Raw genomic sequence first — 25,275 nt, forward strand, 5'->3', positions numbered from 1 at the left:
TATTCTTTTCAACGAGATTAAAAATAACATCTCTTGCGGACAAATGCAACCTATTTTTTCGGCAAAATCCCTGCATCCGTTCGCGGTTCATGAATAAAAAAACTACCCTGTAATAGGGTAGTTATCATTAGTACATTATGTTGTCGCCCTCTCTCTGGTGACACCCGTTTAGGGGACTGAACTATTTTAGTTTATGCCTCTAGGACAAACAGTCTTCGCGAGCATTGACGCAGCTCATTGTCGATGCGTTCCACATCCGCTTCATCCGCGACAAACCGCTGGTCAAGCAGCGAATTAATGTTTTTGCGGATCCGGGCGATTTCCAGCTCAATATCGTTATTCCGGTAAATTTGCTGCAGCTCCGCCGCCGCATCCTTGTATTCGAACACAAGCTTGTAGGATTCCCGAGAATACTCGACGATTTTGCGAACCCGGCCTTCCTGATAATAATACATCATCATGAATCCGTTATAAATTCGGGTGACCATGCCGGAGCCTTTAAAGGCGGCGAACAACAGTCTCATCACGTTCGTTAAATGGGGTTTTTCCAAGCGGAAAGACATTTCGCAGACATAATAACCGTCAACACGTTCAAATGGAAGATGCACTTCCTCACCGCCGTCATCCTCCAGTACGACCTCTTGCCCGCCGTTGTCCAACACTTTGACCCGCTGGCGCACATGGGGATCGTAGACTTTGTGAATAAACTGCGACATCTGAACTTCCGTTAAACGCATACTGGCATTGACATACTCTGTGGCTAACCGCTGAGCCATACAAATCTCCTCAATTCTTAATCGCTTTATTATAATTATACACTACGATTCCAACCGTACGCTCAGCGGCCAAAACGTGAATTCTTGCCATTTTCCAGAAAAAACGGCATTAAGCCGTTTTTAACCTGAACAATTTCGCTGCATGCTCACTTTCCTGCGGAAACTGCTCCAAATCCCTTTCGTATTTACCGAATTCTTAGCTCTTCCCATTTTCTGTATCGGAGGCTTCCGGGCTTTTAGCCTCGGTTTCTTCCGCCAGCCCCGCATACCGCTTGATTTGCGCCCACAGCTCATCTTTGCCAATCCCCTCTTCCGCCGAGAACAGGATCAACGGATCCCCGGCCCGCAGTACCAGCGCTTCCTTGATAATTTTCAGGTGCTTCTGCCAGCGCGATTTCGGCACCTTGTCGGCTTTGGTGGCAACGACGCACACCGGAAGCTCGTACGCCTTCAGCCAGTCGTACATCAGCTCGTCGTCCTTGGTCGGCGGATGGCGCAGATCGATGATCTGCAGCACCAGCTTCAGCGTCTCCCGCTCCTGCAGGTACTTCTCGATCATTTTGCCCCAGACCTCGCGCTGCGACTTGGATACTTTGGCATACCCATAGCCTGGCACGTCCACAAAGTAGAGCCGGTCATTCACCCGGTAATAGTTCAGATGCTGCGTTTTTCCGGGGGTTGAGCTGGTGCGCGCTAAGTTTTTGCGGTTAATCATCCGATTGATCAGCGACGATTTGCCCACATTGGAACGCCCTGCCAGAGCGATCTCCGGCAAGGCGTCCTCAGGATATTGATTGGGGCCAACAGCGCTGATGATAAATTCAGCCTTGGTTACCTTCATCGTTCATTTCCTCTCTTGAGCGATGACGCACCTTTGCGCCACGCTTACATGCTAGTGCATCCCTGGACGCTCTACGAGCGCATGCTCGAGCACCTGGTCCATATGTGACACCGGTACGAACTCCAGGTCCTCCTTAACGCTGTCCGGAATGTCGCGCAGATCGCGCTCATTGTCCTTCGGCATCAGGACTTTACGGTAGCCCGCCCGATGCGCGGCAAGCGATTTCTCCTTCAAGCCGCCGATCGGCAGCACGCGTCCGCGCAGCGTAATTTCGCCAGTCATGGCGACGTCCTTGGAGACGTGTCGGTTCGTCAACGCCGAGATCAGCGCAGTAGCGATCGTAATGCCCGCCGACGGACCGTCCTTCGGAATCGCCCCTTCGGGAATATGGATATGAATATCGTTCTTCTCGTGAAAATCGAGCGGAATCCCCAGCTCCGCCGCCTTGGAGCGGGTGTAGCTGAAGGCAGCTTGCGCCGATTCCTTCATCACGTCGCCCAGCTTACCGGTTAGCGTCAGCTTCCCGGATCCCGGTACGACGGTCACCTCGATGACCAACGTCTCCCCGCCGACCTCCGTCCAGGCTAGTCCCGTTACCGTGCCGATTTGATCTTCCAGCTCGGCCACCCCATAGCGGAATTTCGCTGGGCCAAGGAAATCCTTGACATTGTCCGTTGTGATGATAATTTTCTCCTTATTCTCGGACACGATCTGCTTCGCCGCTTTACGGCATAATGCAGCCACTTGCTGCTCCAGATTCCGCACGCCGGATTCGCGGGTATATTCGCGGATCACTTGCAGCAGCACATCTTCGCCAACCTCTAGCTGCTCCGGCTCCAGTCCATGCTCGCGTTTTTGCTTAGGCAGCAAGTAACGGTTGGCAATCTGCAGCTTCTCCAGCTCCGTGTAGCCCGGAATAAACAACGTCTCCATCCGGTCAAGCAACGGCCGCGGAATGTTATGTACCGCATTGGCAGTCGTAATGAACATCACGTTGGATAGATCAAACGGAACCTCGATAAAATGATCGGAAAAAGTGTTGTTTTGCTCCGGATCCAACACCTCAAGCAGCGCCGCGGAAGGATCGCCGCGGAAGTCCGAAGCCATCTTGTCGATCTCGTCCAGCAAGAATACCGGATTCAGCGTTCCTGCCGTTTTCATGCCTTGGATAATTCGTCCCGGCATTGCGCCGACATAGGTGCGGCGGTGTCCCCGAATCTCTGCTTCGTCCCGCACGCCGCCCAGCGAAATGCGGACGAACTGACGCCCTAGCGAACGGGCGATGGAGCGGGCCAGCGACGTTTTCCCGACCCCTGGCGGGCCGACCAGGCACAGGATCGGGCCTTTCAGCTTCTTGACCAGCTTCTGCACAGCCAAGTATTCCAGAACCCGTTCCTTCGGCTTATCGAGGCCGTAATGGTCTTCGTTCAGCACTTGCTCCGCTTTGGCCAAGTCGAGGTCGTCTTCGGTCTTGTTGTTCCACGGCAGGCTAAGCAGCCAATCCACGTAGTTGCGGATGACGCCGCCTTCCGCCGAGCTGGCCGGCATTTTCTCCAGGCGGTCGATTTCCTTCTCGACCTTCTCCCGGACGTTCTCCGGCAGCCCTTTCTCTTCGAGCTGGGCCCGCAGCTCTTCGGCTTCGCCGGCCCGCCCTTCCTTCTCGCCGAGCTCCTTCTGGATCGCCTTCATCTGCTCGCGCAAATAGTATTCCTTCTGCGTTTTCTCCATCTGCTTCTTGACGCGTTGGTTGATTTTGCGCTCCAGCTCCAGCACTTCGCGCTCGTTATTTAAGATGTCGAGCAGCTTCTCCAGCCGCTTGCGGACATCGATTGTTTCGAGGATTTCTTGTTTATCCTTGATTTTCAAGGACAAATGGCTGGTGATTACGTCCGCCAAACGACCAGCTTCTTCAATGTCTGATACGGCTGCCAGCGTCTCCGGCGTGACCTTCTTAGATAAGTTGATATAATGTTCGAATTGGGTTAACACCGTACGCATTAGTGCGTCCACTTCCGGATCCACCGTTTCTTCCTCCGGACGCTCTTCGGCGATAACCTCATAATATTCGTCATTATCCAAATATTCGATAATTTCAGCGCGTTCCATGCCTTCCACCAGCACACGAATGGTGCCGTTGGGAAGCTTCAACATCTGGCGCACCTTTGCGACGGTGCCGATGCGAAAGATATCTTCTTGGGTTGGTTCTTCTATGTTCACTTCCGATTGAGAACAGAGGAGAATCAGATTATCTTCGACCATAGCTTTTTCCAGCGCTTTCACCGACTTCTCTCGTCCCACGTCCAAGTGCAGTACCATGCTTGGATAGACGAGCAGACCGCGCAGCGGCAGCAGCGGAAATCGCCGGCCTTTGGATTTATGGGGTCCCATCGCTTATGCACCTCCAAACGTTCTCTGTAGATTTCATTGCTATTTTAGCAAATGTTACATAAAAACACCAACGAGGAGCGACCGCCTCAAGCAGCCGCTCCCCGGAATGTGTATGAGCATGACGCATAGGTAACCTCTGCTGGCCCGGCTTACATCGCTCCGCCTTGCGAAGGTGACTCTGCGTGCAGAAAAGGCGCGGGAGCTGTTGCCGGAGCAAACAGGTCGCCGCCGATCGGCAACTCCAGATTCTTCTCGGCCTCGGGACCAAAGACGTGGCGGAACACTTCACCTAACGTCTCGACAGGGATTACCCGCAGGCCTTCCAAGCCTTCAAACAACGATTGCCAGTTGTCCTTCGGAATCAGCACCGTCGTGGCGCCAGCCTGGAATGCCGCCTCCACCTTCGCCACGACGCCGCCAACCGGCTTCACCTTGCCGTGAATCCCCAGTTCGCCGGTCATGGCGATCTGATTGTTCACTGGCACCTGCTTGATCGCCGAGGCGATCGCAGTCGCGATGGCTAACCCGGCAGAAGGACCGTCGATCGGGGTTCCCCCCGGGAAGTTGATATGAAGGTGATAGCTCGGCGGATTCAGCCCGATCCGCTGCAGGACAGTCAGGACATTTTCCACCGAGCCTCTGGCCATGCTCTTGCGGCGCAGCGTGCGGCTGCCTCCGCCGATTTCCTCTTCGTCTACGACACCGGTGATGTTGTAGGTGCCTTTACCCTTTTCAGCAGGAACCGCCGTAGCTTCAATTTCCAGCAATGTGCCCATGTTTGCCCCGTACACGGCCAGGCCATTGACGACACCAACTGCAGGCTGATCCGGTACTTTGCGATCCGGTCGCGGCGCCAGTTGACTGCTCGTGGCCACCCATTCCAAGTCCGATGCCAGCAGTTGGTCGCGCTTCTCGGTGAGGGCCAGACCGGCAGCGAGTTGCACCATATTAACGGCTTCGCGGCCGTTCGTCGCATATTTCTTAATCACTTCAATCGCTTCCGGATAAGGCTGGAAGCCAATTCGCTTCACCGCATCCTCTGCAATTTGGGCGATTTCCTCCGGCAGCAGCGGCCGGAAATAAATCTCCATGCACCGCGAGCGTAAAGCGGCCGGGATCTCCTGCGGCGAGCGGGTTGTCGCGCCAACCAAGCGGAAATCCGCAGGCAAGCCATTTTGGAAAATATCGTGGATATACGCCGGCGTATTGGAGTCTTCGGAGTTATAATACGCACTCTCCAGAAACACCTTGCGATCCTCTAAAACCTTCAAAAGTTTATTCATTTGGATCGAATGCAATTCGCCGATCTCATCGATAAACAAAATCCCGCCATGCGCCTTCGTCACGGCACCGGGCTTCGGCTGCGGAATGCCGGCAACCCCCATCGCCCCCGCCCCTTGGTAGATCGGATCATGCACCGAACCGATCAGCGGGTCAGCGATGCCGCGCTCGTCGAAGCGGGCGATCGTTGCATCAATTTCAACAAATTTGGCATCGGATTTAAAGGGAGATACCGGATTTTTCTTCGCTTCCTCCATCACAACGCGTGCTGCCGCCGTTTTTCCTACGCCCGGCGGACCGTAAATGATCACATGCTGCGGGTTGGCGCTGCAAAGCGCCGCTTTCAGCGCACGCAAACCGTCCTTTTGCCCAACGATGTCGTTCATCGAGGCCGGACGGGTACGCTCCGCAAGCGGCTTGGTGAGCGAGACGGCCCTTAGCTTGCGCAATTTCTCCATTTCCTTGCGCGATTCCCGGTCTACCGCCAGCCGGTTGCCTTTTTGACTGCGCAGCTGATTCCAGAAATAAAGCCCAATCACGACGGCAAAAAACATTTGGACCGCCATCAGGATAACATTTAGATCCATACGCGTTACGCCTCCCACTCTTATACTGATACTTGGTAGTATAGCCTTTTCGCTCCAAGGTAAAACAAGGATTTTTCAAGTTGGGATATTCTAAGGGATAGTTCGTGTTGAAGCGGGCAACAAAAAAACGCAGCCTGCATTCAAGCAGACTGCGGTACGGATTTATATTCAATCAAGACTTCACGCGGGCCCGGTGCTCCTTGCGTCCCGGAATTTCTCCGGTCGCTTCGTACACCTCCACGATATGGTCAATTTCTTTCTTTAATTCGCTTAGCAGCTCGGCTTCCGGAACCTTCCGGATCATTTCCCCGTAACGGAACAGCAACCCTTCCCCGCGAGCTCCGGCGATCCCGATGTCGGCTTCGCGCGCTTCGCCCGGGCCGTTGACGGCACAACCGAGCACGGATACCTTAATCGGCACCTTCAGGTTGGCGATATACGCCTCCACCTCGTTGGCGATGGAGAACAGGTCAATATCCAGCCGGCCGCAGGTCGGGCAGGAGACAAGCGTCGCTGCATTGGTAATCAACCCAAACGTCTTCAACAGCTCGCGCGCCACCTTCACTTCCTCTACCGGATCCGCACTCAGCGAAATCCGGACCGTCGAGCCGATCCCCATCGACAAGAGGGCGCCGATACCAGCTGCACTCTTCACCGTGCCGGAGAACAAGGTTCCAGCTTCCGTAATGCCCAAATGCAGCGGGTATGGAATGACCTCTGCCGCTTTGGTATAGGCCGCAATGGCCATCGGCACGTCCGAGGCCTTCAGCGACACGATAATGTCATGGAAGTCCAGATCCTCCAAAATCCCGATATGGTACAAGGCGCTTTCGACCATCGCTTCGGGCGTTGGGTAGCCGTATTTCTCCAATAAGTGGTTCTCCAGCGAACCGGCGTTCACGCCGATCCGAATCGGAATGCCGCGTTCCTTGCACGCTTTGACCACCGCTTCAACCTTTTCGCGGCGGCCGATATTCCCCGGATTAATCCGGACCTTATCGATGCCGTTTTCGATCGCCAGCAGCGCCAGCTTGTAGTTAAAGTGAATGTCAGCGACCAGCGGGATATGAATCCGTTTCTTGATCTCCTTGATCGCCGCAGCCGCTTCCTCGTTATTCACCGTCACGCGTACCAGTTGGCAACCTGCTTCCTCCAACCGGAGAATCTCGGCTACCGTTGCCTCGACATCTGCCGTTTTCGTCGTACACATGCTTTGGATGATGACTTCGTTGCTGCCGCCGATCGTCAGATTTCCGACTTTAACCGGCCGCGTATCTTGTCTCAAGAATGTCATGTCTGGTCTCTCCCATAACGATCAAAGCTCCACCCCCGCGGGCGCGCCCAGATATAGGGCACGACAACCGCAAAGGTGGAGAACCTTGACCTTTATTTTAGCGCACCCGGCGGTTCCCCGCTTACGCGCTTTCTTCTTGTTTCTTGTTTGGCTTGGAAGCCAATTCCGGCACCGTTTTCTCCAGAACGACCTTCTCGGTGATCACGCAATCCGTAATATCGTCGCGGGAAGGCACTTCGTACATCACGTCAAGCATAATGCCCTCAATGATGGCGCGAAGTCCGCGGGCTCCGGTATTCCGCTTGATCGCTTCCCGAGCGATCGCTTCTAGCGCCTTCGGTTCGAACTGCAGGTTCACGTTGTCCAGCTCAAGCAGCTTCTGATATTGCTTCACCAAAGCGTTCTTCGGCTCGGACAAAATGCGCACCAGCGTCTTCTCATCCAGCGGTTCGAGGGTCGAGATGACCGGCAGACGGCCAACGAATTCCGGAATCAATCCGAATTTCAGCAAGTCCTCCGGCAATACCATCGACAGGTATTCGCCCGGTTTGAGTTCTTTTTGCCCGTCATTCGCCGCGTTAAAGCCAATAACCTTCTTACCGATCCGACGCTTGATCATTTGCTCCAGGCCGTCAAACGCCCCGCCACAGATGAACAAAATGTTCGTCGTATCGATTTGGATAAATTCTTGATGCGGATGTTTGCGTCCGCCTTGCGGAGGAACGGAAGCCACCGTACCTTCCAAAATTTTCAACAGCGCTTGCTGCACACCTTCGCCGGAAACGTCGCGGGTAATCGAAGGATTCTCCGATTTACGCGCCACTTTATCGATCTCGTCGATGTAAATGATGCCGCGTTCCGCTTTTTCCACGTCATAATCGGCAGCCTGAATCAGTTTCAGCAGAATGTTTTCCACGTCTTCACCGACATAGCCGGCTTCCGTCAAGGAAGTGGCATCGGCGATCGCGAATGGAACGTTCAGGATTTTGGCCATCGTTTGGGCAAGGAGTGTTTTCCCCGAACCTGTAGGGCCTAGCAGCAGGATGTTACTCTTCTGCAGCTCAACATCCTCGATCTTGTTCTGCGTATTAATCCGCTTGTAGTGGTTGTAAACCGCAACGGACAGCGATTTCTTCGCTTGCTCCTGACCAATGACGTACTGGTCCAAAATATCGCGGATTTCCTTTGGCTTCGGAATTTCCTTCAGATCCAGCTCTTCCTCGTGGCCAAGTTCCTCCTCCACGATTTCCGTGCACAGCTCAATGCATTCGTCGCATATATAAACGCCGGGTCCGGCAACAAGCTTGCGTACTTGCTCTTGCGATTTGCCGCAGAACGAGCATTTTAGTTGGCCTTTTTCATCGTTAAACTTAAACATGTAAACACCCCTTTATAGATTAGTGGGCTTGGAGATCACCTGATCGATAATCCCGTAGGCCTTAGCCTCTTCCGCGCTCATGAAGAAGTCGCGGTCTGTATCGCGCTCGATTTTTTCAAGGGGTTGACCCGTCCGCTCTACATAGATCTGATTCAGCTTTTGTCTTGTCTTGATGATCCAATCGGCATGAATTTTAATATCCGTTGCCTGACCGCGAACGCCGCCAAGCGGTTGGTGAATCATCACTTCGCTGTTCGGAAGCGCATAACGTTTGCCAGGGGCCCCTGCTGTCAGCAGCAATGATCCCATGCTGGCCGCCATCCCGACACAGATGGTGGACACATCGGGCTTGATATATTGCATCGTATCATATATACCCATCCCCGCGGTAACGGAACCCCCCGGAGAATTGATGTACAGGTGAATATCTTTCTCAGGATCTTCAGCTGCCAAGAACAACAGTTGGGCAATCACGAGATTGGCAACTTCATCATCAATTGCGTTGCTGAGAAAAATAATGCGATCTTTAAGGAGTCTCGAATAGATGTCGTACGACCGTTCTCCTCGATTCGTTTGTTCTACGACCATAGGTACCAGACTCATGCGACCAACCTCTTTTCCTTTTCAATTTCCCTTGCGCTTACGTAAAACATTCTATCATGTTCGAAGCCCCGTGTCATTTTTCGCCCAGTACAGTTTATGTTCGTTTTTACACATTATATAACCTTAGGCTTGTCCCGTGCGCGATGGAAATAAATGTATCATCTGGAGATGAAAAATTAAGGCACGCATTTTATCATACGTGCCCTAACTTTTATCGTGATGTATACAAAGAAGCGGGATCTGGCTGGAGTGAATTATTCCTCGCCTTGGGCTTCTTCGGCTTCAGTTTTGTCAGCGTCTGCTTTCGCTTCGGCTTTGGTCGACTTCTTCGTCGATTTCTTAGCAGCCGGTTTAGCTTCTTTGGACTTTGCTTCCGCTTGCTCAGCCGGAACTTCCTTGCTGTTCTCCAGCAAGAACTGGATCGTCTTGCGGATCAGGATTTCCTCATTCAAGCTGCCCAAAGAACCGTTAGCTGCCAAAATGTTGCGGATTTCTTCCGGCGTACGTTTGTAAGCTTCCGCCATATCGTTCAGCTCTTTGTTGATTTCGTCTTGAGTGACTTCGATCTTCTCGGCTTTAGCGATGGCTTCAAGCACCAGGTTGTTGCGAACGCGTTTCTCAGCGTCCCCTTGCATTTGTCCTCTGAGGTCGTCCACTGTTTGACCGGAGAAGCCCAGGAACATATCCAGGTTCATGCCTTGTGCGCGAAGACGGTTGTCGAAGTCGCGAATCATGTTCTCAACTTCGCCTTTGATCATCGCTTCCGGAATTTCGACTTCAGCGTTCTCGCCGACTTTATCAACAATTGCCCCTTCGCGGGCTGCTTTTGCTTCTTGCTCTTTGCGAGCCGCAAGCTGTTTCTTCAAATCTTCTTTGAACTCGTCCAACGTGTCAAATTCGCTAACGTCTTTCGCGAACTCGTCGTCCAGTTCAGGCAGTTGTTTGCGTTTGATTTCGTGAACTTTGACTTTGAACACAGCTTCTTTGCCAGCCAGCTCTTCTGCATGGTACGTTTCCGGGAAAGTTACCGTAACGTCCTTGAAGTCGCCGGTAGCCAAGCCTACAACTTGATCCTCGAAGCCAGGGATAAACGTGTTGCTTCCAAGCTCCAGGGAATAACGTTCAGCTTTGCCGCCTTCGAAAGGCACGCCGTCTACGGAACCGTCAAAGTCGATAACAACGGTGTCGCCGTTCTTAGCCGGCTCATCGTCGATGACAATAAGTTCAGCATGGCGTTGTTGCAGACGCTCCAATTCGTTGTTCAGCTCTTCGTCGCTGACTTCAACGTTAATGGCAGGAACTTCTACGCCTTTGTAGTCGCCAAGCTTCACTTCTGGTTTAACCGTGATTCTTGCTTTGAACTTGAAAGGTTGTCCTTTAGCAAATTGCTCGATGTCCACTTCAGGACGATCTACCGGGAAAATGTCCGTTTGATCAACCGCTTCAGTGTACACTTCAGGCAACAGGATGTCGATTGCATCTTGATACAAGCTTTCCACGCCAAAACGTGCTTCGAAAATCGGCCGAGGCACTTTACCTTTGCGGAAACCAGGTACGTTTACTTTCTTAACAACCTTTTGGAAAGCTTTATCCAGTGCGGCGGCTACGCGTTCCGCCTCCACCTCAACCTCGAGTACACCGAGGTTCTTCTCTATTTTTTCCCAAGTTGCTTTCATTTTATGCTTTCCCCTCCAAATTTCACATATACTTTAAATACTGAAACCGAATCGCGACTAAAACAGCTATTTTCAAGGTGTCTTGCTCTTGGGTTCCAGTATAGCTGTCTCTATGAACACGATCAGAATAACCATTATATTATAAACAACAATACATCTTTTTACAAGAGCCGAACCACAGTCAGGTATTGGGCAAATCCTATTTGCAAGGTTGATAGAGTGATCTTCTGCTGCACTCTCACCCAATGGTTACATGCCGTGGATTCGTCCCGACGCAACGAATTTGCCAATCGTTCGGCAGACTTGCTCATATCGCAGCCGCAGTCCATCGGTAATTCCGTACATGGCGCGAATCTCCTCATCCGTTTGGCTTCCGGACAAGCTATCTGCCACCATCTGATGCAGCGCCGCCGCCCAAATATCGATGATCGCATCTTCTTCGACCAGGAGCGAGCGGTAATCCGCCGTACCATATAGTACCATGACAAACTGTGACCATAATTCCTGAGCGAAATAGTAAAGGGTCGGATCATGCACCTGCGTCTGGTCGCCTACGCGATCAAGCACCATTTGCACGGCTGGCGGGAAATCCTCAGGCTTGAGCGGGACTGCCTCAATCTCCACTTCCACCCGCTCCCCTCCGCGCATGATCACCAGCGTCCCCGTCGTTCCGCGGCGGCGCAGCGTTTGCAGTACCCGATATTGAAGAAGCGGATGCATCTCCTCCCGGCTGATCCAGCCGATCAGCGCGTCATCGATCTCGGGACGATCCAGGTATGCAAGCTGTTCCAGGGCAAGGAACGTCTGCTCCGAGAGCGGCTTGTCCCTCACGGCAGCTAACAGCTTGTCCGTATAACCCGCATCTTCGGCTAGCTTGGCCTCCGCGAGCCGACGAGCGAGCATTTCCTCTGTTTCCTCATCTCCCTCGAAGCCCTGTGGTTCCGAATCCGATATGCCGTCTTTCAGCGCGGGAAATGCGCTGGTCAGCCACTCCAGTAAAGCCTGCCATTCCTCGTAATGCCTTGGATCCTCTCCCTGGCATTGAAGCAGAAATTGCAGGAGCTCTACGGCCTCCCCATATCTTTCGGTCTCCAGCATACGGGTCAGTTCGATCTGGTAATAGTCCAACGTTTTGGGAAACAAGACAATGTTGTCTTTCTCATCGGGTCGTGAACTGCTGATAAGGGTACCTCCTTTCTCCTCCGAATCGCAATTAATTGAGATTATAGCATAGTCCCTTGCGAAGGCAAAAACCTCTTGGGCCAAATCGTCGGATTAGAACGCGGATCAGATCGCGGCGATCGCCCTTTTCATCTGCGGCATGTCAATTTTTCTTTATAAGTTATTGCCCAACAACCTTACATGTGATATAATGTATTTTGCTTGTGTTTTTCATATTTGAGATGTCCCAGTAGCTCAGCTGGATAGAGCAACGGCCTTCTAAGCCGTCGGTCGGGGGTTCGAATCCCTCCTGGGACGTGACGAAACACTCTCCAAACGGAGAGTGTTTTTGCGTTCCCAGGAGGGTGAGAACCCCGGTGGGGGTCGTCGGAGCGAGGCCGCCCATGCGAGTAGGGCCGATGTGACTGGGATATAGCAGCAACCGAATTCTATTCGAAATTTCATATATAATTCAGACCGAAACAGCCAATATCGCCAAATCTATTCGATTTTTCATATAGATTTCGGCCTTTCGACCTCTGATGGTCCAAATAAGCATGAAATTTCATATATAATCGCCCAAAAGTACCGTTACCCGTTGAATTCTATTCGATTTTTCGCATATATTTCGGACGACGGCGGACAAGGCGGACCACACGGCGGGCAAGGCAGACGACGGCGGACAAGGTGAACCATGGCCGACCATTGCGGACGACGACGCCCCCCTAGTTGCTACCCTACGCGCCGCTATAACCGTCCCACAACAGTTCCTCATACCAGTTCCTATACCGATTTCCCGCACCGAATCCCCTTACCGTTTCCGACACAAAGAAAGAGCCGCTTACCAGCTAGCTCCTTCCCCCATCATTCGGATACAACTTCTGAAGGTGCTCGACCGAATGCCGGATCAACTTACGCAGCACGTCCACATCGATGTCGGCGACTTTATTAATGTAAACACACCCTTTCCCTTGGGTATGCTTCCCGAAGGATTCCAGCAAAGCGCCTCGTCCCGGATCATCCGCGGCAAGATATAGGCTGATCTTCGCCTTCCGAGGCGAGAAGCCAACCAGCGGCGCATCCCCTTCGTGGCCGGAGGCGTATTTGTAGTGGTAGGAGCCAAAGCCGATGATGCTGGGGCCCCACATTTTGGCCGGATACCCCGTTGTCTCTGTAAAAATATCCAGTAACCGATAGGCATCCTCTCGCTTCTTGGCATCGGCCACCCCTTCAATGAACTCGATGACACTGTTGTCGTTTTCTTTGGTCTTCAACTCGTACATTCAGAAACCTCCCTCAAGAATCTCCGTATCCCGCCAATTCAAGTCCCACCGCAAGCCTGTCTCATTTTATTATTCCTTATCCTTAGCTTCCTCCACTCGATCCAGCCACTCGTTCACCAACGCGTTAAACGTGTCCTCTTGCTCAATCTGCAGGTTATGCCCGGCCCGGTCCATGACCGCAAGCGTACCGCACGGATACAGCTCTAAAAAGCGGAGCGCATCCGCATATCCCACCGACGTGTCCTGCCTGCCGAGCAGGAATAACGAAGGCGCGTCAAACTTCTCCCGATCGATCAGAAAAGAAAACCCATACCGTGCCCGAATCTTGTCCAAAAAAGCGGAATCTGCCATGCGACAGCCGGGAACGATCTCGTTTGCATACCTTCTCCAGGTGTGCCGATCCAAAACTGCGCTCATCGAGCAAAAATCATCATACTCCTCGGGAGACAGTTCATGAATCAACGCCGGATCCTCATAAATAACCGTATGGTCCGGCAGTTCCCGTTGATCTGGATCCGCCATGATCAAGGGGCAAATAAACACCACCCCCTCAACTCGTTCGGGACGACAGGCAATGATCCCTCTCGTCAAGTACCCGCCGTAGGACTCACCAACTACCGCAAACCGCGATTCCGGCACCAACCCATCGATCAACTCCAGCACCGCATCCAGCATCCCGTCCGTATTCTCAACACCCGCATAATTCTTCGACTTTCCCGTCCCCGGCAAATGGCAAATCAAGGTAAATCCTTCTCCACCCCGTGCGATTCTGAAATATCGGTTCCATGCAGCCGCTCATCAGGCGATGGTCAAGCGTAAACCCGTGAATCAGCACGATCGGCCGCATGATGCCCTCATCATAAAGAGAATATATGTTCTTGTCTAGACCTAAATTTACCACACCTTATTCTGGTCGCGCCTGGTCTTGCATCCATCTCATATACAACCTGGCATTAAACCCCGCCTGCTTCCGAAACCAGCGCTGCGGCTTCCGCCGAAACTCGGCATACCCCAATCGTTCATATAAACGAATCGCTGCGGTATTGGTATCAACAACCTCCAAAATATAATCGTCATAACCTAAACGAGATATCAGTTCGTTGTTCAGTTGGCTGGCAACCCCACGACCCCGTGCTTGCTTTGCCGTAGCAACCGCCTCGAAATAACATTGGCCCTCCGCCAAATGCAGCGGTTTTTCCAGCTCCCGACGGACAAGGAAATAAAACAAACTTCCCCGCAACCAGCCAAGTTCCCGCTGAAGCTCAGCCCGTTGAAACCGGAAAGCCCGCTTCTGCCCCGCGGAATACGCGAATATCCCCAGAACCTGCTCCCTTTCCAAGGCAACAAAAAACTGCTCTCTGACCAAAGCATGCACAATGGCTTTCGCCAGTTTGTCCCGGTCCGAAGTAAAGTATCGCAGCGAGTCGTAAAAGCCTTCCACAAAAATCTCCGCCGCCTGTATAAAAAGGTGAAACATGCACAGAACGGTCCTCAGGCGGATTCCCCCTTCCCGCGACTTAAGCACAGAATCAGACCTCTCCAGGAAAAATAAAAAAACATCCGTTCCCCATCGAACGGATGCTCTGATAAACCGCCAACCGACAGCTGCTAAACATGATTAGAGTTGAAGACTTGCAATCGCCGCCTTCAAAATATCGCAGGATTGCGTAAATTTGCGCTGTTCCTCCCAGGTCAAGTTCAGTTCCAGCACTTCCTCGATCCCGCCGTCACCGATAATGGCAGGCACACCGGCACAAACTCCGGTCTGTCCATATTCCCCCTCCAGCACAACCGAAACGGCGATGATTTTGTGCTCGTCGTTTAAGATGGATCTCACGATATAAGCGAGCGCGTTCCCAATCCCAAACTGGGTGTTGCCCTTACGGGTAAAAATCTCCCATCCCGCATCTTTGGTTTTTTGCGCGATTTCGTCCAGCTTGACGTGGCGGAACCGCTCCTTATGCTGCTCCAAAATGTGCAGTAGCGGTTTCCCGCCGATCGTGACATGCGACCAGGCCACAAACTGCGAATCCCCGTGCTCTCCCATCGCATACCCGTTTACACTGCGCGGATCAACAGCAAATACCTCCGACAGCAGCGTTTTGAGCCGCGCCGAATCGATGGAGGTCCCAGTGCCGATCACCCGGTTCCGCGGGAATCCCGACACCTCGCGTACAATATAGGTCACGATGTCCACCGGATTGGCAGCGACGACAAACACGCCGTCAAATCCTCCATCCACGATGCGGCTGACGATATCCCGCGTAATCTTCTCCGCCTCGCCCAGCACATCCAGCCGCGTTTGCCCCGGCTTGGGATTCGCCCCTGCCGTCAGCACAACCACATCCATGTCGCGGCAGTCCTCCAGCCGGCCAGCATATACCTTCGTACGGGTTGGCGTAAAATCCATGCAATGCGACAAATCCAGCGCATGTGCCACCGCACGATCATACGTCCGGTCAATCATCATAATTTCTTCGCAGATCGATTGATTGATCATGGAATAAGCGCAAGCCGTACCGACCAGGCCGGAACCAACGATCGTTACCTTCCTCGCTTTTTTAGCCATTCTGCCGCCTCCTTCTCCTATCCATTCTCTATATCCGATGCCTAAATTATAACCGCAGACCGTATATTTGGTGCAACACACAAAAAAACTGCCGGGAATCCTCCCGACAGTTCATAACGATGGATTTAACTTTTCATCCGCGGGTCAAGCGCGTCACGCAAACCGTCGCCCATCAGGTTGAAGGCAAGTACGGTCAGCATGATCGAAATCCCCGGGAAAACTACAGTCCACGGAGCGGTGGCGATGAATTGACGCGAGTCAGACAGCATCTTGCCCCATTCCGGTGTAGGCGGCTGAGCACCTAAACCAAGGAAGCCCAGCGCAGCCGCTTCGATAATCGCCGTAGCGATTCCCAGCGTGCCTTGCACGATGATTGGCGTCAAGCTGTTTGGCAGGATGTGCCGCAGCAAAATCGCGCTGTTTTTCATCCCGATTGCCCGTGCTGCAGTGATATACTCTTCGTTCTTCAGGCTAAGCACCTTCGCCCGCACCAGCCGCCCATACGTTGGGATGTTGACGATGGCGATGGCAAGCAACGCGTTTTGCAGCGACGGACCAAGGATGGCCACGATCGCGATCGCCAGCAAAATGCTCGGGAACGCCAGCAAAATATCGAACAGGCGCGAAATCACCATATCGATCCATTTGCCGTAGAACCCTGCCAGAATGCCGAAGAGCGTCCCCAAAATGATTGATCCCACAACGGAGAACGTCCCCACCCATAAGGAGATTCGCGCCCCGTATAATACGCGGGTGAACAGGTCGCGTCCCAGATCGTCCGTCCCAAACCAATGCGATGAGGACGGCGGTTTTAAGCGGTCGCGCAAAACCTGCTTGTCAAATTCATAAGGAGCAATCACCGGGGCCAGCAAGGCGATCAGAATGAAAAACACGATCATGATCAGGCCGGCCATGGCGATTTTATTTTTGCGGAACGCTTTCCACGCATCGCGCCAAGGTCCGGAAACCTTCCCGGCCGGGACGGCGGTGCTGCGGTTTGTGCTTGCTGTAGTTGCCTCTGCCATGGTTTCCCTCCTTTACCGGTAACGGATGCGTGGATCGACCGCTGCGTACAGCAAATCCACGATCAGATTGATAATGACGAAAATAAAGGCGATAACCAGAATGCCGGATTGAATTACCGGATAATCACGCGAGCTGATCGCTTCGTAAATATACCGTCCCACACCAGGCCATGCGAAGATCGTTTCGGTCAAAACCGCACCGCCAAGCAATGCGCCAGTTTGCAGTCCGATGACCGTCAGCACGGGAATAAATGCATTTTTCAAGGCGTGTTTATAGATGACAATAAATTGCGACAACCCTTTGGCCTTGGCCGTGCGAACGAAATCGGAATTCATGACTTCCAGCATACTCGACCGCGTCATCCGGGCGATAATCGCCATCGGAATCGTACCCAGCGCGACACTTGGTAAAATCAAATGCCTGCACACCGTCCATAACTGATCCCAGCGGCCTGCGATCATGCTGTCGATCAGATACAGATTGGTGACCGCTTCAACCGGATCACGTTGGTTCATCCGCCCGATGGAAGGCAGCCAATGCAATTTAAGCGAGAAGATCCACTGCTCCATCAGCCCGAGCCAGAAGATTGGCATCGATACCCCAATCAACGCGATCAGCATGCAAATGTAATCGAACCACGAGTTTTGCTTCCAGGCGCTGATGATGCCGGCATTCACGCCAAAGAAGATCGCAAACGCCATGGCTGCCACGGTTAGTTCCGCCGTAGCCGCCAGATAGGGGGCAATCTCCTGGGCAATCGGTACTCTCGTGCGGATCGATTGCCCCAGGTCACCTTTCAACAAATCTCCCATGTACGTGAAATACTGCTGATACCACGGATTGTTCAGGCCCAGTTGCTCGCGGAGCGCTTCCTTGGACTGCTCCGTTGCCTTCTGCCCCAGAATCGTTTCCGCAGGATCACCGGGAATCGCATGGATAATGGAAAACACGATAATCGTCATGCCGACTAGGACAGGAACCATGATGAGTATTCTTTTCAAAATATAAGCTTTCAAGATGAGGTTCACCTGCCAGAGGCGTTAAGCTCCCGCCTGTTATTCGAAATAGATGTTGCTGTAATATTCCGTACCTGTCGGCGCCGGAACGTATCCTTTCAGATTCGCTCTTGCAGCCAGGAGCGGTGTCGTATGCACGAGCGGAATCCACGGAGCGTCGGCTTTGATGATTTCTTGCGCTTGTTTGTACAGTTCCTCACGTTTCGATTGGTCGGTTTCTTTTTGCGCAGCGACTAACAACTCATGCAGCTCGTCACTCGAATAGTACGTGTAGTTGTTGGACGGAATCGCGTCTTTGTCCAGCAGCGTGTACAGGAAGTTGTCTGGGTCGCCGTTGTCGCCGGTCCAACCGAGCATGAACAGATCGTCTTTTTCACCGGCTTGCGCATCGTCGAGATAAACGGCCCATTCCGGAGATTCGATTTTCACTTTTACGCCAACTTCTTCAAAGTTTTGCTGAATAACTTCGGCTACCTTCTTGCCATCTGGCATGTAAGGACGGGATACCGGCATGGCATAGAAGACATATTCGCCTGGCAGACCGTTCGGATAACCTGCTTCGGCCAGCAACGCTTTCGCTTTCTCTGGATCATACTCATAATCGGTAATGCTATCGTTGTAGCCCCACAGGGACGGCGGCATTGGGTTCTTAGCCGGTTCAGCTTGGCCTGCGAAGAAGGCATCGATGATCGCTTGCTTATCAACGGCATAGTTCAGCGCTTGTCTTACTTTCACGTTGTTAAACGGTTCTTTTTTCAGGTTGAAGCCGACATAACCTACGTTGTTGGAAGGACGCTCGATCTTTTGCAGATCCGGGTTCGCTTCCAAGGTCGCCAGATCGTCCGGGCTCAGGTCCTCCATCAAATCGATTTCACCGCTTTGCAGCGCGTTGAAACGAGCAGAGTTATCCGGGATAGAGCGAACGATCACTTTGTTCAGCTTCGGAAGCCCTTCTTTCCAGTAGTTCGGGTTCTTCTCTAACGTAATCGAGTCGTTGCGTTTCCACTCTTTGAATACGAATGGACCTGTACCTACCGGCTCGTTCTTGAAGTTTTCTTTCTTCTCCTTGATGGCCGTTGGGCTGGCGATCCCAAAGGAGGTCATGGCCAGGTTTTGCAAGAACGGCGCTTGCGGTTGGTTCAGTGTAAACTTAACCGTGTTCTCGTCGACCGCTTCTACTTCCTTGATAACGCGTTTGCCGTCTGGACCAAACATGGAATCATAGTAGTCAAAGGAGTCGCCTTCAAATTTGTATTCGCTGTTTGGATCAGACCAACGGGTGAAGTTGAATACAACCGCATCCGCATTAAAATCCGTACCATCATGGAACTTCACGCCTTGACGCAGCTTGAAGGTATAGGTCAAACCGTCGTCAGATACCGTCCAGCTCTCGGCCAACGAGCCTTGAACCTCGGTTGTTCCTTCTTTGTACTCCAGCAAGGAATCAAAGACTTGGTGGGCGATTTTCAAAGATTCACCGTCGGTTACGATGGCTGGGTCCAGAGAAGCGGAATCCCCGCCGCGGCCTACAACCAATGTATCTTGGGCCGAACCGGTCGGAGTGGTTGCCTCCGTATTCGCGCCCGTATTCGTTCCGCCGGAATTACTGCCACCGGCATTGTTGCTGCCTCCGCACCCCGCCAAGGCGATGGCGGCGCTCAGCATCGTAACAAGAACAACACTACTCCATCTCTTTGCTTTCATTTTGTGGCTCCCTTCTGAATCCCAATATATAATTTCTTGTTTATAAAAAAGCTGGGCATAGTACCCAGACTATAAACCTTTAGAGGTAGTTCAAAACATCATCTTTATGCCAAGCTCGCGCTTCCTGTGTTCTTCACTTCGGTGTACAGATGGCAAGCCGTCAAATGGCCCGCATCCGTCTCAGCCAGCTCAGGGCGGTGCGTCCGGCAAACGTCCATTGCCATCGGACACCGCGTATGAAACGCGCAGCCGACCGGCGCATTAGCCGGGCTGGGCACTTCGCCTTGCAGAATAATCCGCTCGGTCTTCTTGTCCGGATCCGGCTGCGGAACTGCGGAGAGCAACGCCTGGGTATACGGATGCTGAGGTGACGAGTACAGCTTGTGTTTGTCGGCAATCTCAACGATCCGGCCGAGGTACATAACCGCTACCCGGTCGCAGATATGCTTCACGACACTTAAATCGTGGGCGATAAAGATGTACGTCAACCCGAACTCCTCTTGCAGATCCTGAAGCAGGTTCACCACCTGCGACTGGATCGACACATCCAGCGCGGAAACCGGCTCGTCGGCGACAATCAGCTTTGGCTGGAGCGCCAATGCACGGGCGATCCCGATCCGCTGCCGCTGACCGCCGGAGAATTGGTGCGGATAACGCTGCAGATGGCTTTGCGTCAGACCAACGACATCGATCAACCGGTCGATCATCTGTTTACGTTCCTTGGCATTGCCCACGCCGTGAACGATCAGCGGTTCCTCCAGAATCCGCTGCACCGTATGGCGAGGATCCAACGAGGAGAAGGGATCCTGGAACACAATCTGCATATCCTTGCGTTTCCGGCGCAGCGCCTCTGGCGACAAAGCCGTGATGTCCTCCCCTTCAAAAATCACCTTGCCGCCGGTCGGCTCAATCAGCCGAAGCAGGGAACGACCGGTCGTGGATTTCCCGCAGCCGCTTTCCCCCACCAGTCCAAACGTTTCGCCCCGTCGCACGGTAAACGAGATGTCATCGACCGCTTTAACGAATTGTTGTGACTTGCCAAACCATCCGCCCCCGGTAGGGTAGTATTTTTTCAGATGTTCAACTTGCAGTAAGGGTTCACTCATACAACTTCCTCCTGTGGCGTTTCATGGAGCCAGCACCGGCAGCTATGCGCCGTTTCGTATTCCTTCAGCTCAGGCAGCTGCTCCGAACAAATCGGCATCGCATGCGAACAGCGTTCGGCAAAGCGACAGCCTTTCATCCGGGTGTTCAGGATCGGCACGTTGCCTGGAATGGAGAACAGGCGCTTGCGGTCCTCGTCCATGCGCGGCACCGACTTGATCAGCCCTTGGGTGTAGGGATGCAGCGGATTTTTAAAAATATCCCGCACAGGGCCCTCCTCCACCACTTTGCCGGCATACATCACAGCTACCCGGTGGCACATCTCGGCAACGACCCCAAGGTCATGCGTGATCATCATTACGGCCGTACCGTTCTCCTCATTCAAGCGCCGGATCAAATCGAGGATCTGTGCCTGGATGGTCACGTCGAGTGCTGTAGTTGGTTCGTCAGCGATCAGCAACTCCGGATTACAGGAGATCGCCATCGCGATCATCACCCGTTGTCTCATCCCGCCGGAGAGTTGATGCGGATATTCATCGATGATGGCCTCCGGCCGAGGAATGCCAACCTTTTTCAGCATGTCGATGGTATGTTCCCGCGCTTGCTTCTTGCTGAGCCCCCGGTGCAGCCGAACCGTCTCCCCAATTTGTTGGCCGACGGTAAACAGCGGATTCAGCGACGTCATCGGCTCCTGAAAAATCATGGAAATCGAGTTCCCGCGAATCGCTCGCATTTCCCGCTCCTTCATCGGAACAATGTCCTTCCCCTTAAACTCGATCGCCCCTCCCGTAATTTTGCCAGGCGGCTGAGGGATCAGCTTCAAGATCGACAAGGAGGTAACGCTTTTGCCGCAGCCGGATTCGCCAACGACGCCAAGCACCTCGCCGGGATTCACATACAGGTTCACGCCGTCCACCGCAGGGATTTCGCCTCGGTCGGTAAAAAAGTGGGTGTGCAAATCCTTAATCTGCAAAATGGGTTGAATCATGTTTACAGCCTCTTTTCCCGTAAAAATGGAATCTCGCAATTCGACAATGTCCGTCAGTAATAGACAAATGTACAATCGATCTGTCGTGCTGTAATTTCCTAAAGCGTAAAGATGCAGCAGTGCCCTCTATCTCTATGTTAGTTGCGGCACTCGACCTTCGAATTGTCTCTACAACGCGGACGAATGTACATTCTCGCTTCCGCACAGCAATCAGGTAAAGCAGAAGCCTAAGCAGAAGGGGTCAATGAAGCGATATACGGTAAATCACAATTACTCTGCCGTAATTTCGCTAAAAGTGACGATTTATCGAACTATGGTCAATTGGAGTGTTAAGTTAACTGACATAAATTAATGGCTTATTTGATAAGCTACTTTACAGCATTTTCACAGAATAGACAATAGAAAATTTCAGAATGTCATGTCTATGACAGCTATTTAGCAGGTAATTCATAAAATTTGAGATTATCGGAACATTTAAGGTAGAATGGAAGTAAACGTTATCAAAATATGTGAGAGGTGATGGTGATGAGTTTCACGTTAACTTTGGGAAGTCCGGCACCAAACTTTAACCTGCCGGCTACGGATGGCCAGACCTACTCTTTGGAATCTTTTGCTTTGGCCAAGGTGCTCGTCGTGTTTTTTACTTGCAATCACTGTCCTTATGTGCTTGGCTCCGATGAAGTCACGCGGCAAACGGCGGAGAAGTTCAAGGATCGGGGAGTCGTATTTGTAGGGATTAACTCGAACAGCGAAAACACCCATCCGGAAGATTCTTTCGAGCACATGGTCAAACGGATGGAGCAGCATCGATTCCCTTGGGTGTATTTGCGGGATAAGGAACAAACGGCAGCGAAAGACTATGGTGCGCTGCGCACGCCGCATTTCTTCGTCTTTGATGCCGACCGCAAGCTCGTCTATACGGGACGCGGCGTTGATAACCCGCGCGACACGAGCAAAATGACGGTTAACGATCTGGATCGGGTGTTGGAGGAGCTCACCACCGGGCGCGAAATTTCGATTCCGCTAACGAATCCGATCGGCTGCAATGTGAAATGGGAAGGGCAGGACGCTCACTGGATGCCAGCGGACGCCTGCGATTTGGTGTAAGCCGATGAGCCGCCTTTACGATTTTGAAGTCCGTACGATTACGGGTGAAACCACGACGCTCGCGCCATATCGGGGACAAGTGCTGCTCATCGTCAATACCGCCAGTGCATGCGGGTTGACACCGCATTATGCGGGGCTGCAGCAACTGTACAGCAAGTACAAGGACCAAGGCTTCTCCGTTCTTGGGTTCCCCTGCAATCAATTCGCCGAGCAAGAGCCTGGGACGGAAGCAGAGATTAAGGCTTTCTGTGAAACGAATTATCAAGTCACTTTTCCGCTCTTCGCCAAAATCGACGTAAACGGGGAGCACGCCCACCCGTTATACCGTTATCTGCGGGAGCATACGCCAGAACCTTACGATACGGGGGATATCGAATGGAACTTCGTGAAGTTCCTTGTTGGGCGAGACGGCGAGATCGTCAAGCGGTATGCGGCTCGCACCGAACCCGCTGAGATTGAGCCGGACCTTCAAGCGCTGCTGTCTAGTTCGGCGGCAGGCCGTTAATCTCAAGCCCTAACGCCCATACCGCCAAAGCCGCCGGAAACTTAATACTCCGGCGGTTTTTTACGCAGTCTCTCCGCATAAAAAAACTTCGTTCTAATCGACAATTTTCGCTATAATCTTATTTATGCTAACCACTAGAAGAACTGAGCCTTTTCGTTATTCTCTGAATCCACCGATCGCCGCCATCGCTCGAAATCCTGTCGATCGACGGGCAGGCGCTGCCCTTGAAACCTGCGCAGATCGTGAGAGGGATGGCTGCATCCGAAGCATCATCGTAAAGTAAATCGAAACGCCCCGACCGGTGATTAATGGCGGGACTTGATTCTTGTCTGCGTTGGCGTTATAATATTTCTTGCTTAGCTCTTGCGGGTGTAGTTCAATGGTAGAACGCCAGCTTCCCAAGCTTGAGGCGAGGGTTCGATTCCCTTCACCCGCTCCATAACCTTTTTTTAACCTCTAGCCCTTTGATTAACAAAGGGTTTTTTTGATTTTATCTGGAAGATGCGGATCTTACCACATTTGGGGGCGAGTTCTTTATTTGACTTCCCCTGAGCCAGGGTCGAGATGAATTAACTGGAAAACTTACCGTTAATATTTGATTTTTTCTCACGTGCAAGCTACTAACTGGAAATTCTACTGTTATTTTTGCTGATTTCCCGCTCAGGGGCATTTTTGAACAAAATTAACAGTAGGATTTACCTCTAATTCTTCGGTTTTGTCCAAAAACGGCCAAAATAGCGGTAGAAAATCCAGTTAGTTGATTGTGGGGGTTCTCGCCCAACCTGGGACTATAGCAAAAAGAGCACCCCAAAGGGTGCTCTTTCGTCACGTCCCAGGAGGGGTACTCTCGCTTCGCTCGAGACTCCGCTCCTCCGCCCGCTTGCGCGGGCGGTCTCGCTCCGACGAACCCCACCGGGGGTTCTCGCCCAACCTGGGACTATAGCAAAAAGAGCGCCCCAAAGGTGCTCTTTCGTCACGTCCCAGGAGGGATTCGAACCCCCGACCGACGGCTTAGAAGGCCGTTGCTCTATCCAGCTGAGCTACTGGGACACGTCGTTATAAAAAAAAGGATGCGTTAATTATTATAGCGCATCCTTTTTGTTTTTCAAAGCGTTTTTGGCATAAATTTGGTGATTCCTCCCTCAATGGGGCAACTGCTCCAATCGGGCGACGATCTGCTCATTCGCGAGCAGATTCTGCAGGAACTCCTTCCGCTGAGCTTCCGGCTCCGGCCAGCCCCGATCCCCAAACCGCTCCTCCGCCACCTCAGAGAACGCCTGATGCAGATTATTATCGTACCAGTCGATCTCCAAGTTCGCCTCGCTGCGGATCATCCGGATGATTTCATACCCTTTCCCGTCCGCAGCACGCGCCACATATACAAAAAGCTCGGGGTCTCCCACCGCGCCCGGATACACCTGGATCACGGCACAGGGTCGCCCTTGGTGCTCATCCATCCGCCGATATTCCGCGTCCTTGATATAATACGTCACAGGCGTCGCTCCTTTCCGATGGACATCCAAACAGCTACAGCTGTGCTGCAAAACCGGAGCGCTCCATTTGCGCCCGCGTTTCCGCCGTGCCCAGCCGGTAAATTTCACGATACAACGCGTTCAGATAACTTTCGTAGCTGCGGTTGACCTCGTCTTCCGGCGTATCCGGCCAAGGATAGGTAAAAGCCATAAACCCGTTCTCCTCCTTCTCCCCTAAATGCTCGAGCATATGACTCAGGTGATCCGCCTCCTCCCGGGTGGCTTGAATCTCCCACTCGTACGCTGCAGCGCCGGGATCCTCAAGGAGCGATCGCCCTTGAACCGAAACGTAATAAGTCCTTTTTTCCATGGTTAACCCTCCTTCTTATGCCTTGCTTCACCTCGCGCTATACTGCCTCCACGCCATAGTTTTCCATAATGGACAGACATTTTATGCCCTCGTTCGGCATAATTTGTTAATACTTTTCACCCGGTCGGCAAGCGGGGACTGTAAAG

General features: G+C 52.5%; 22 protein-coding genes and 3 tRNA genes. 4 read left to right on the forward strand and 21 right to left on the reverse strand.

Annotated features, from left to right (window positions below; all coding sequences use genetic code 11):
• Positions 1 to 191: 191 nt before the first annotated feature.
• The 9 genes from U9M73_RS12335 to U9M73_RS12375 all read right to left on the reverse strand — a co-directional run bounded on the left by U9M73_RS12335 (position 192) and on the right by U9M73_RS12375 (position 11,967).
• Complete coding sequence (locus U9M73_RS12335; RefSeq protein ID WP_009225153.1) at positions 192 to 776, reverse strand: hypothetical protein; 585 nt, start codon at positions 774 to 776, stop codon at positions 192 to 194.
• A 196-nt stretch (positions 777 to 972) separates the two neighbouring features.
• Entirely contained in the window at positions 973 to 1,617 is a 645-nt protein-coding gene (gene yihA, locus U9M73_RS12340; protein WP_009225152.1) for a ribosome biogenesis GTP-binding protein YihA/YsxC, read from the reverse strand.
• Between the two features lie 51 nt (positions 1,618 to 1,668).
• Positions 1,669 to 4,005: an endopeptidase La gene (gene lon, locus U9M73_RS12345; RefSeq protein ID WP_323077474.1), complete on the reverse strand. Its 2,337-nt coding sequence runs from the start codon at positions 4,003 to 4,005 to the stop codon at positions 1,669 to 1,671.
• Positions 4,006 to 4,154: 149 nt separating this feature from the next.
• Positions 4,155 to 5,873, reverse strand: coding sequence for an ATP-dependent protease LonB (gene lonB, locus U9M73_RS12350; protein ID WP_323077475.1), 1,719 nt, complete (start codon positions 5,871 to 5,873; stop codon positions 4,155 to 4,157).
• A 172-nt stretch (positions 5,874 to 6,045) separates the two neighbouring features.
• On the reverse strand, positions 6,046 to 7,167 hold the full coding sequence (ispG, locus tag U9M73_RS12355; protein WP_009225149.1) for a flavodoxin-dependent (E)-4-hydroxy-3-methylbut-2-enyl-diphosphate synthase: 1,122 nt from the start codon (positions 7,165 to 7,167) through the stop codon (positions 6,046 to 6,048).
• A 121-nt stretch (positions 7,168 to 7,288) separates the two neighbouring features.
• Positions 7,289 to 8,545 (reverse strand): ATP-dependent protease ATP-binding subunit ClpX, encoded by a 1,257-nt coding sequence (clpX, locus tag U9M73_RS12360; protein WP_009225148.1) that lies wholly within the window; start codon positions 8,543 to 8,545, stop codon positions 7,289 to 7,291.
• A 12-nt stretch (positions 8,546 to 8,557) separates the two neighbouring features.
• Positions 8,558 to 9,148 (reverse strand): ATP-dependent Clp endopeptidase proteolytic subunit ClpP, encoded by a 591-nt coding sequence (gene clpP / locus U9M73_RS12365; RefSeq protein WP_009225147.1) that lies wholly within the window; start codon positions 9,146 to 9,148, stop codon positions 8,558 to 8,560.
• A gap of 254 nt (positions 9,149 to 9,402) precedes the next feature.
• Positions 9,403 to 10,824 (reverse strand): trigger factor, encoded by a 1,422-nt coding sequence (gene tig / locus U9M73_RS12370; RefSeq protein ID WP_323077479.1) that lies wholly within the window; start codon positions 10,822 to 10,824, stop codon positions 9,403 to 9,405.
• Positions 10,825 to 11,073: 249 nt separating this feature from the next.
• Positions 11,074 to 11,967 (reverse strand): hypothetical protein, encoded by an 894-nt coding sequence (locus U9M73_RS12375; RefSeq protein ID WP_009225145.1) that lies wholly within the window; start codon positions 11,965 to 11,967, stop codon positions 11,074 to 11,076.
• Positions 11,968 to 12,229: 262 nt separating this feature from the next.
• Here U9M73_RS12375 and U9M73_RS12380 point away from each other — a divergent pair.
• Positions 12,230 to 12,303: transfer RNA gene (locus U9M73_RS12380), tRNA-Arg, on the forward strand.
• 530 nt (positions 12,304 to 12,833) lie between these two features.
• On the opposite strand, the gene U9M73_RS12385 is transcribed toward U9M73_RS12380, so the two are convergent.
• The 9 genes from U9M73_RS12385 to U9M73_RS12425 form a co-directional block, all read right to left on the reverse strand.
• Entirely contained in the window at positions 12,834 to 13,268 is a 435-nt protein-coding gene (locus tag U9M73_RS12385) for a DUF1801 domain-containing protein (protein WP_009225144.1), read from the reverse strand.
• A gap of 69 nt (positions 13,269 to 13,337) precedes the next feature.
• Positions 13,338 to 14,009, reverse strand: coding sequence for an alpha/beta fold hydrolase (locus U9M73_RS12390; protein WP_323077482.1), 672 nt, complete (start codon positions 14,007 to 14,009; stop codon positions 13,338 to 13,340).
• A gap of 163 nt (positions 14,010 to 14,172) precedes the next feature.
• The gene (locus U9M73_RS12395) at positions 14,173 to 14,745 is read right to left on the reverse strand and encodes a GNAT family N-acetyltransferase (protein ID WP_323077485.1); all 573 of its coding nucleotides are present in this window, start codon (positions 14,743 to 14,745) and stop codon (positions 14,173 to 14,175) included.
• A 141-nt stretch (positions 14,746 to 14,886) separates the two neighbouring features.
• Positions 14,887 to 15,837 carry an L-lactate dehydrogenase gene (locus U9M73_RS12400; protein ID WP_323077487.1) on the reverse strand — a complete coding sequence of 317 codons (951 nt, stop codon included), beginning with the start codon at positions 15,835 to 15,837 and terminating at the stop codon, positions 14,887 to 14,889.
• A gap of 125 nt (positions 15,838 to 15,962) precedes the next feature.
• Positions 15,963 to 16,862: a nickel transporter permease gene (gene nikC / locus U9M73_RS12405; protein WP_260070332.1), complete on the reverse strand. Its 900-nt coding sequence runs from the start codon at positions 16,860 to 16,862 to the stop codon at positions 15,963 to 15,965.
• A gap of 12 nt (positions 16,863 to 16,874) precedes the next feature.
• Positions 16,875 to 17,879: an ABC transporter permease gene (locus U9M73_RS12410; protein ID WP_009225139.1), complete on the reverse strand. Its 1,005-nt coding sequence runs from the start codon at positions 17,877 to 17,879 to the stop codon at positions 16,875 to 16,877.
• A gap of 39 nt (positions 17,880 to 17,918) precedes the next feature.
• Positions 17,919 to 19,583: an ABC transporter substrate-binding protein gene (locus U9M73_RS12415; protein WP_009225138.1), complete on the reverse strand. Its 1,665-nt coding sequence runs from the start codon at positions 19,581 to 19,583 to the stop codon at positions 17,919 to 17,921.
• 104 nt (positions 19,584 to 19,687) lie between these two features.
• Positions 19,688 to 20,689, reverse strand: a complete 1,002-nt coding sequence (locus tag U9M73_RS12420; RefSeq protein WP_009225137.1) for an ABC transporter ATP-binding protein — start codon at positions 20,687 to 20,689, stop codon at positions 19,688 to 19,690.
• A complete protein-coding gene (locus U9M73_RS12425) occupies positions 20,686 to 21,675 on the reverse strand; it encodes an ABC transporter ATP-binding protein (RefSeq protein ID WP_323077491.1) in 990 nt (329 codons plus the stop codon). The genes U9M73_RS12420 and U9M73_RS12425 overlap by 4 nt, the downstream gene beginning before the upstream one ends.
• A gap of 525 nt (positions 21,676 to 22,200) precedes the next feature.
• Between U9M73_RS12425 and U9M73_RS12430 the strand changes: the two genes are divergently transcribed.
• The 3 genes from U9M73_RS12430 (at position 22,201) to U9M73_RS12440 (ending at position 23,726) form a co-directional block, all read left to right on the forward strand.
• Complete coding sequence (locus U9M73_RS12430; RefSeq protein WP_036645157.1) at positions 22,201 to 22,782, forward strand: thioredoxin family protein; 582 nt, start codon at positions 22,201 to 22,203, stop codon at positions 22,780 to 22,782.
• A gap of 4 nt (positions 22,783 to 22,786) precedes the next feature.
• Positions 22,787 to 23,287: a glutathione peroxidase gene (locus U9M73_RS12435; RefSeq protein WP_009225134.1), complete on the forward strand. Its 501-nt coding sequence runs from the start codon at positions 22,787 to 22,789 to the stop codon at positions 23,285 to 23,287.
• Positions 23,288 to 23,652: 365 nt separating this feature from the next.
• Positions 23,653 to 23,726, forward strand: a tRNA-Gly gene (locus U9M73_RS12440).
• A gap of 537 nt (positions 23,727 to 24,263) precedes the next feature.
• Here the strand turns inward: U9M73_RS12440 and U9M73_RS12445 are convergent.
• From U9M73_RS12445 to U9M73_RS12455, 3 genes are all read right to left on the reverse strand, one after another.
• Positions 24,264 to 24,337: transfer RNA gene (locus tag U9M73_RS12445), tRNA-Arg, on the reverse strand.
• 92 nt (positions 24,338 to 24,429) lie between these two features.
• The gene (locus U9M73_RS12450; protein WP_232282284.1) at positions 24,430 to 24,780 is read right to left on the reverse strand and encodes a hypothetical protein; all 351 of its coding nucleotides are present in this window, start codon (positions 24,778 to 24,780) and stop codon (positions 24,430 to 24,432) included.
• A 34-nt stretch (positions 24,781 to 24,814) separates the two neighbouring features.
• Positions 24,815 to 25,129 carry a hypothetical protein gene (locus tag U9M73_RS12455; protein WP_009225132.1) on the reverse strand — a complete coding sequence of 105 codons (315 nt, stop codon included), beginning with the start codon at positions 25,127 to 25,129 and terminating at the stop codon, positions 24,815 to 24,817.
• Between the last annotated feature and the right edge of the window lie 146 nt (positions 25,130 to 25,275).

Origin of the sequence: Paenibacillus phoenicis (assembly GCF_034718895.1) — a bacterium.
Taxonomy (GTDB): domain Bacteria; phylum Bacillota; class Bacilli; order Paenibacillales; family Paenibacillaceae; genus Fontibacillus; species Fontibacillus phoenicis.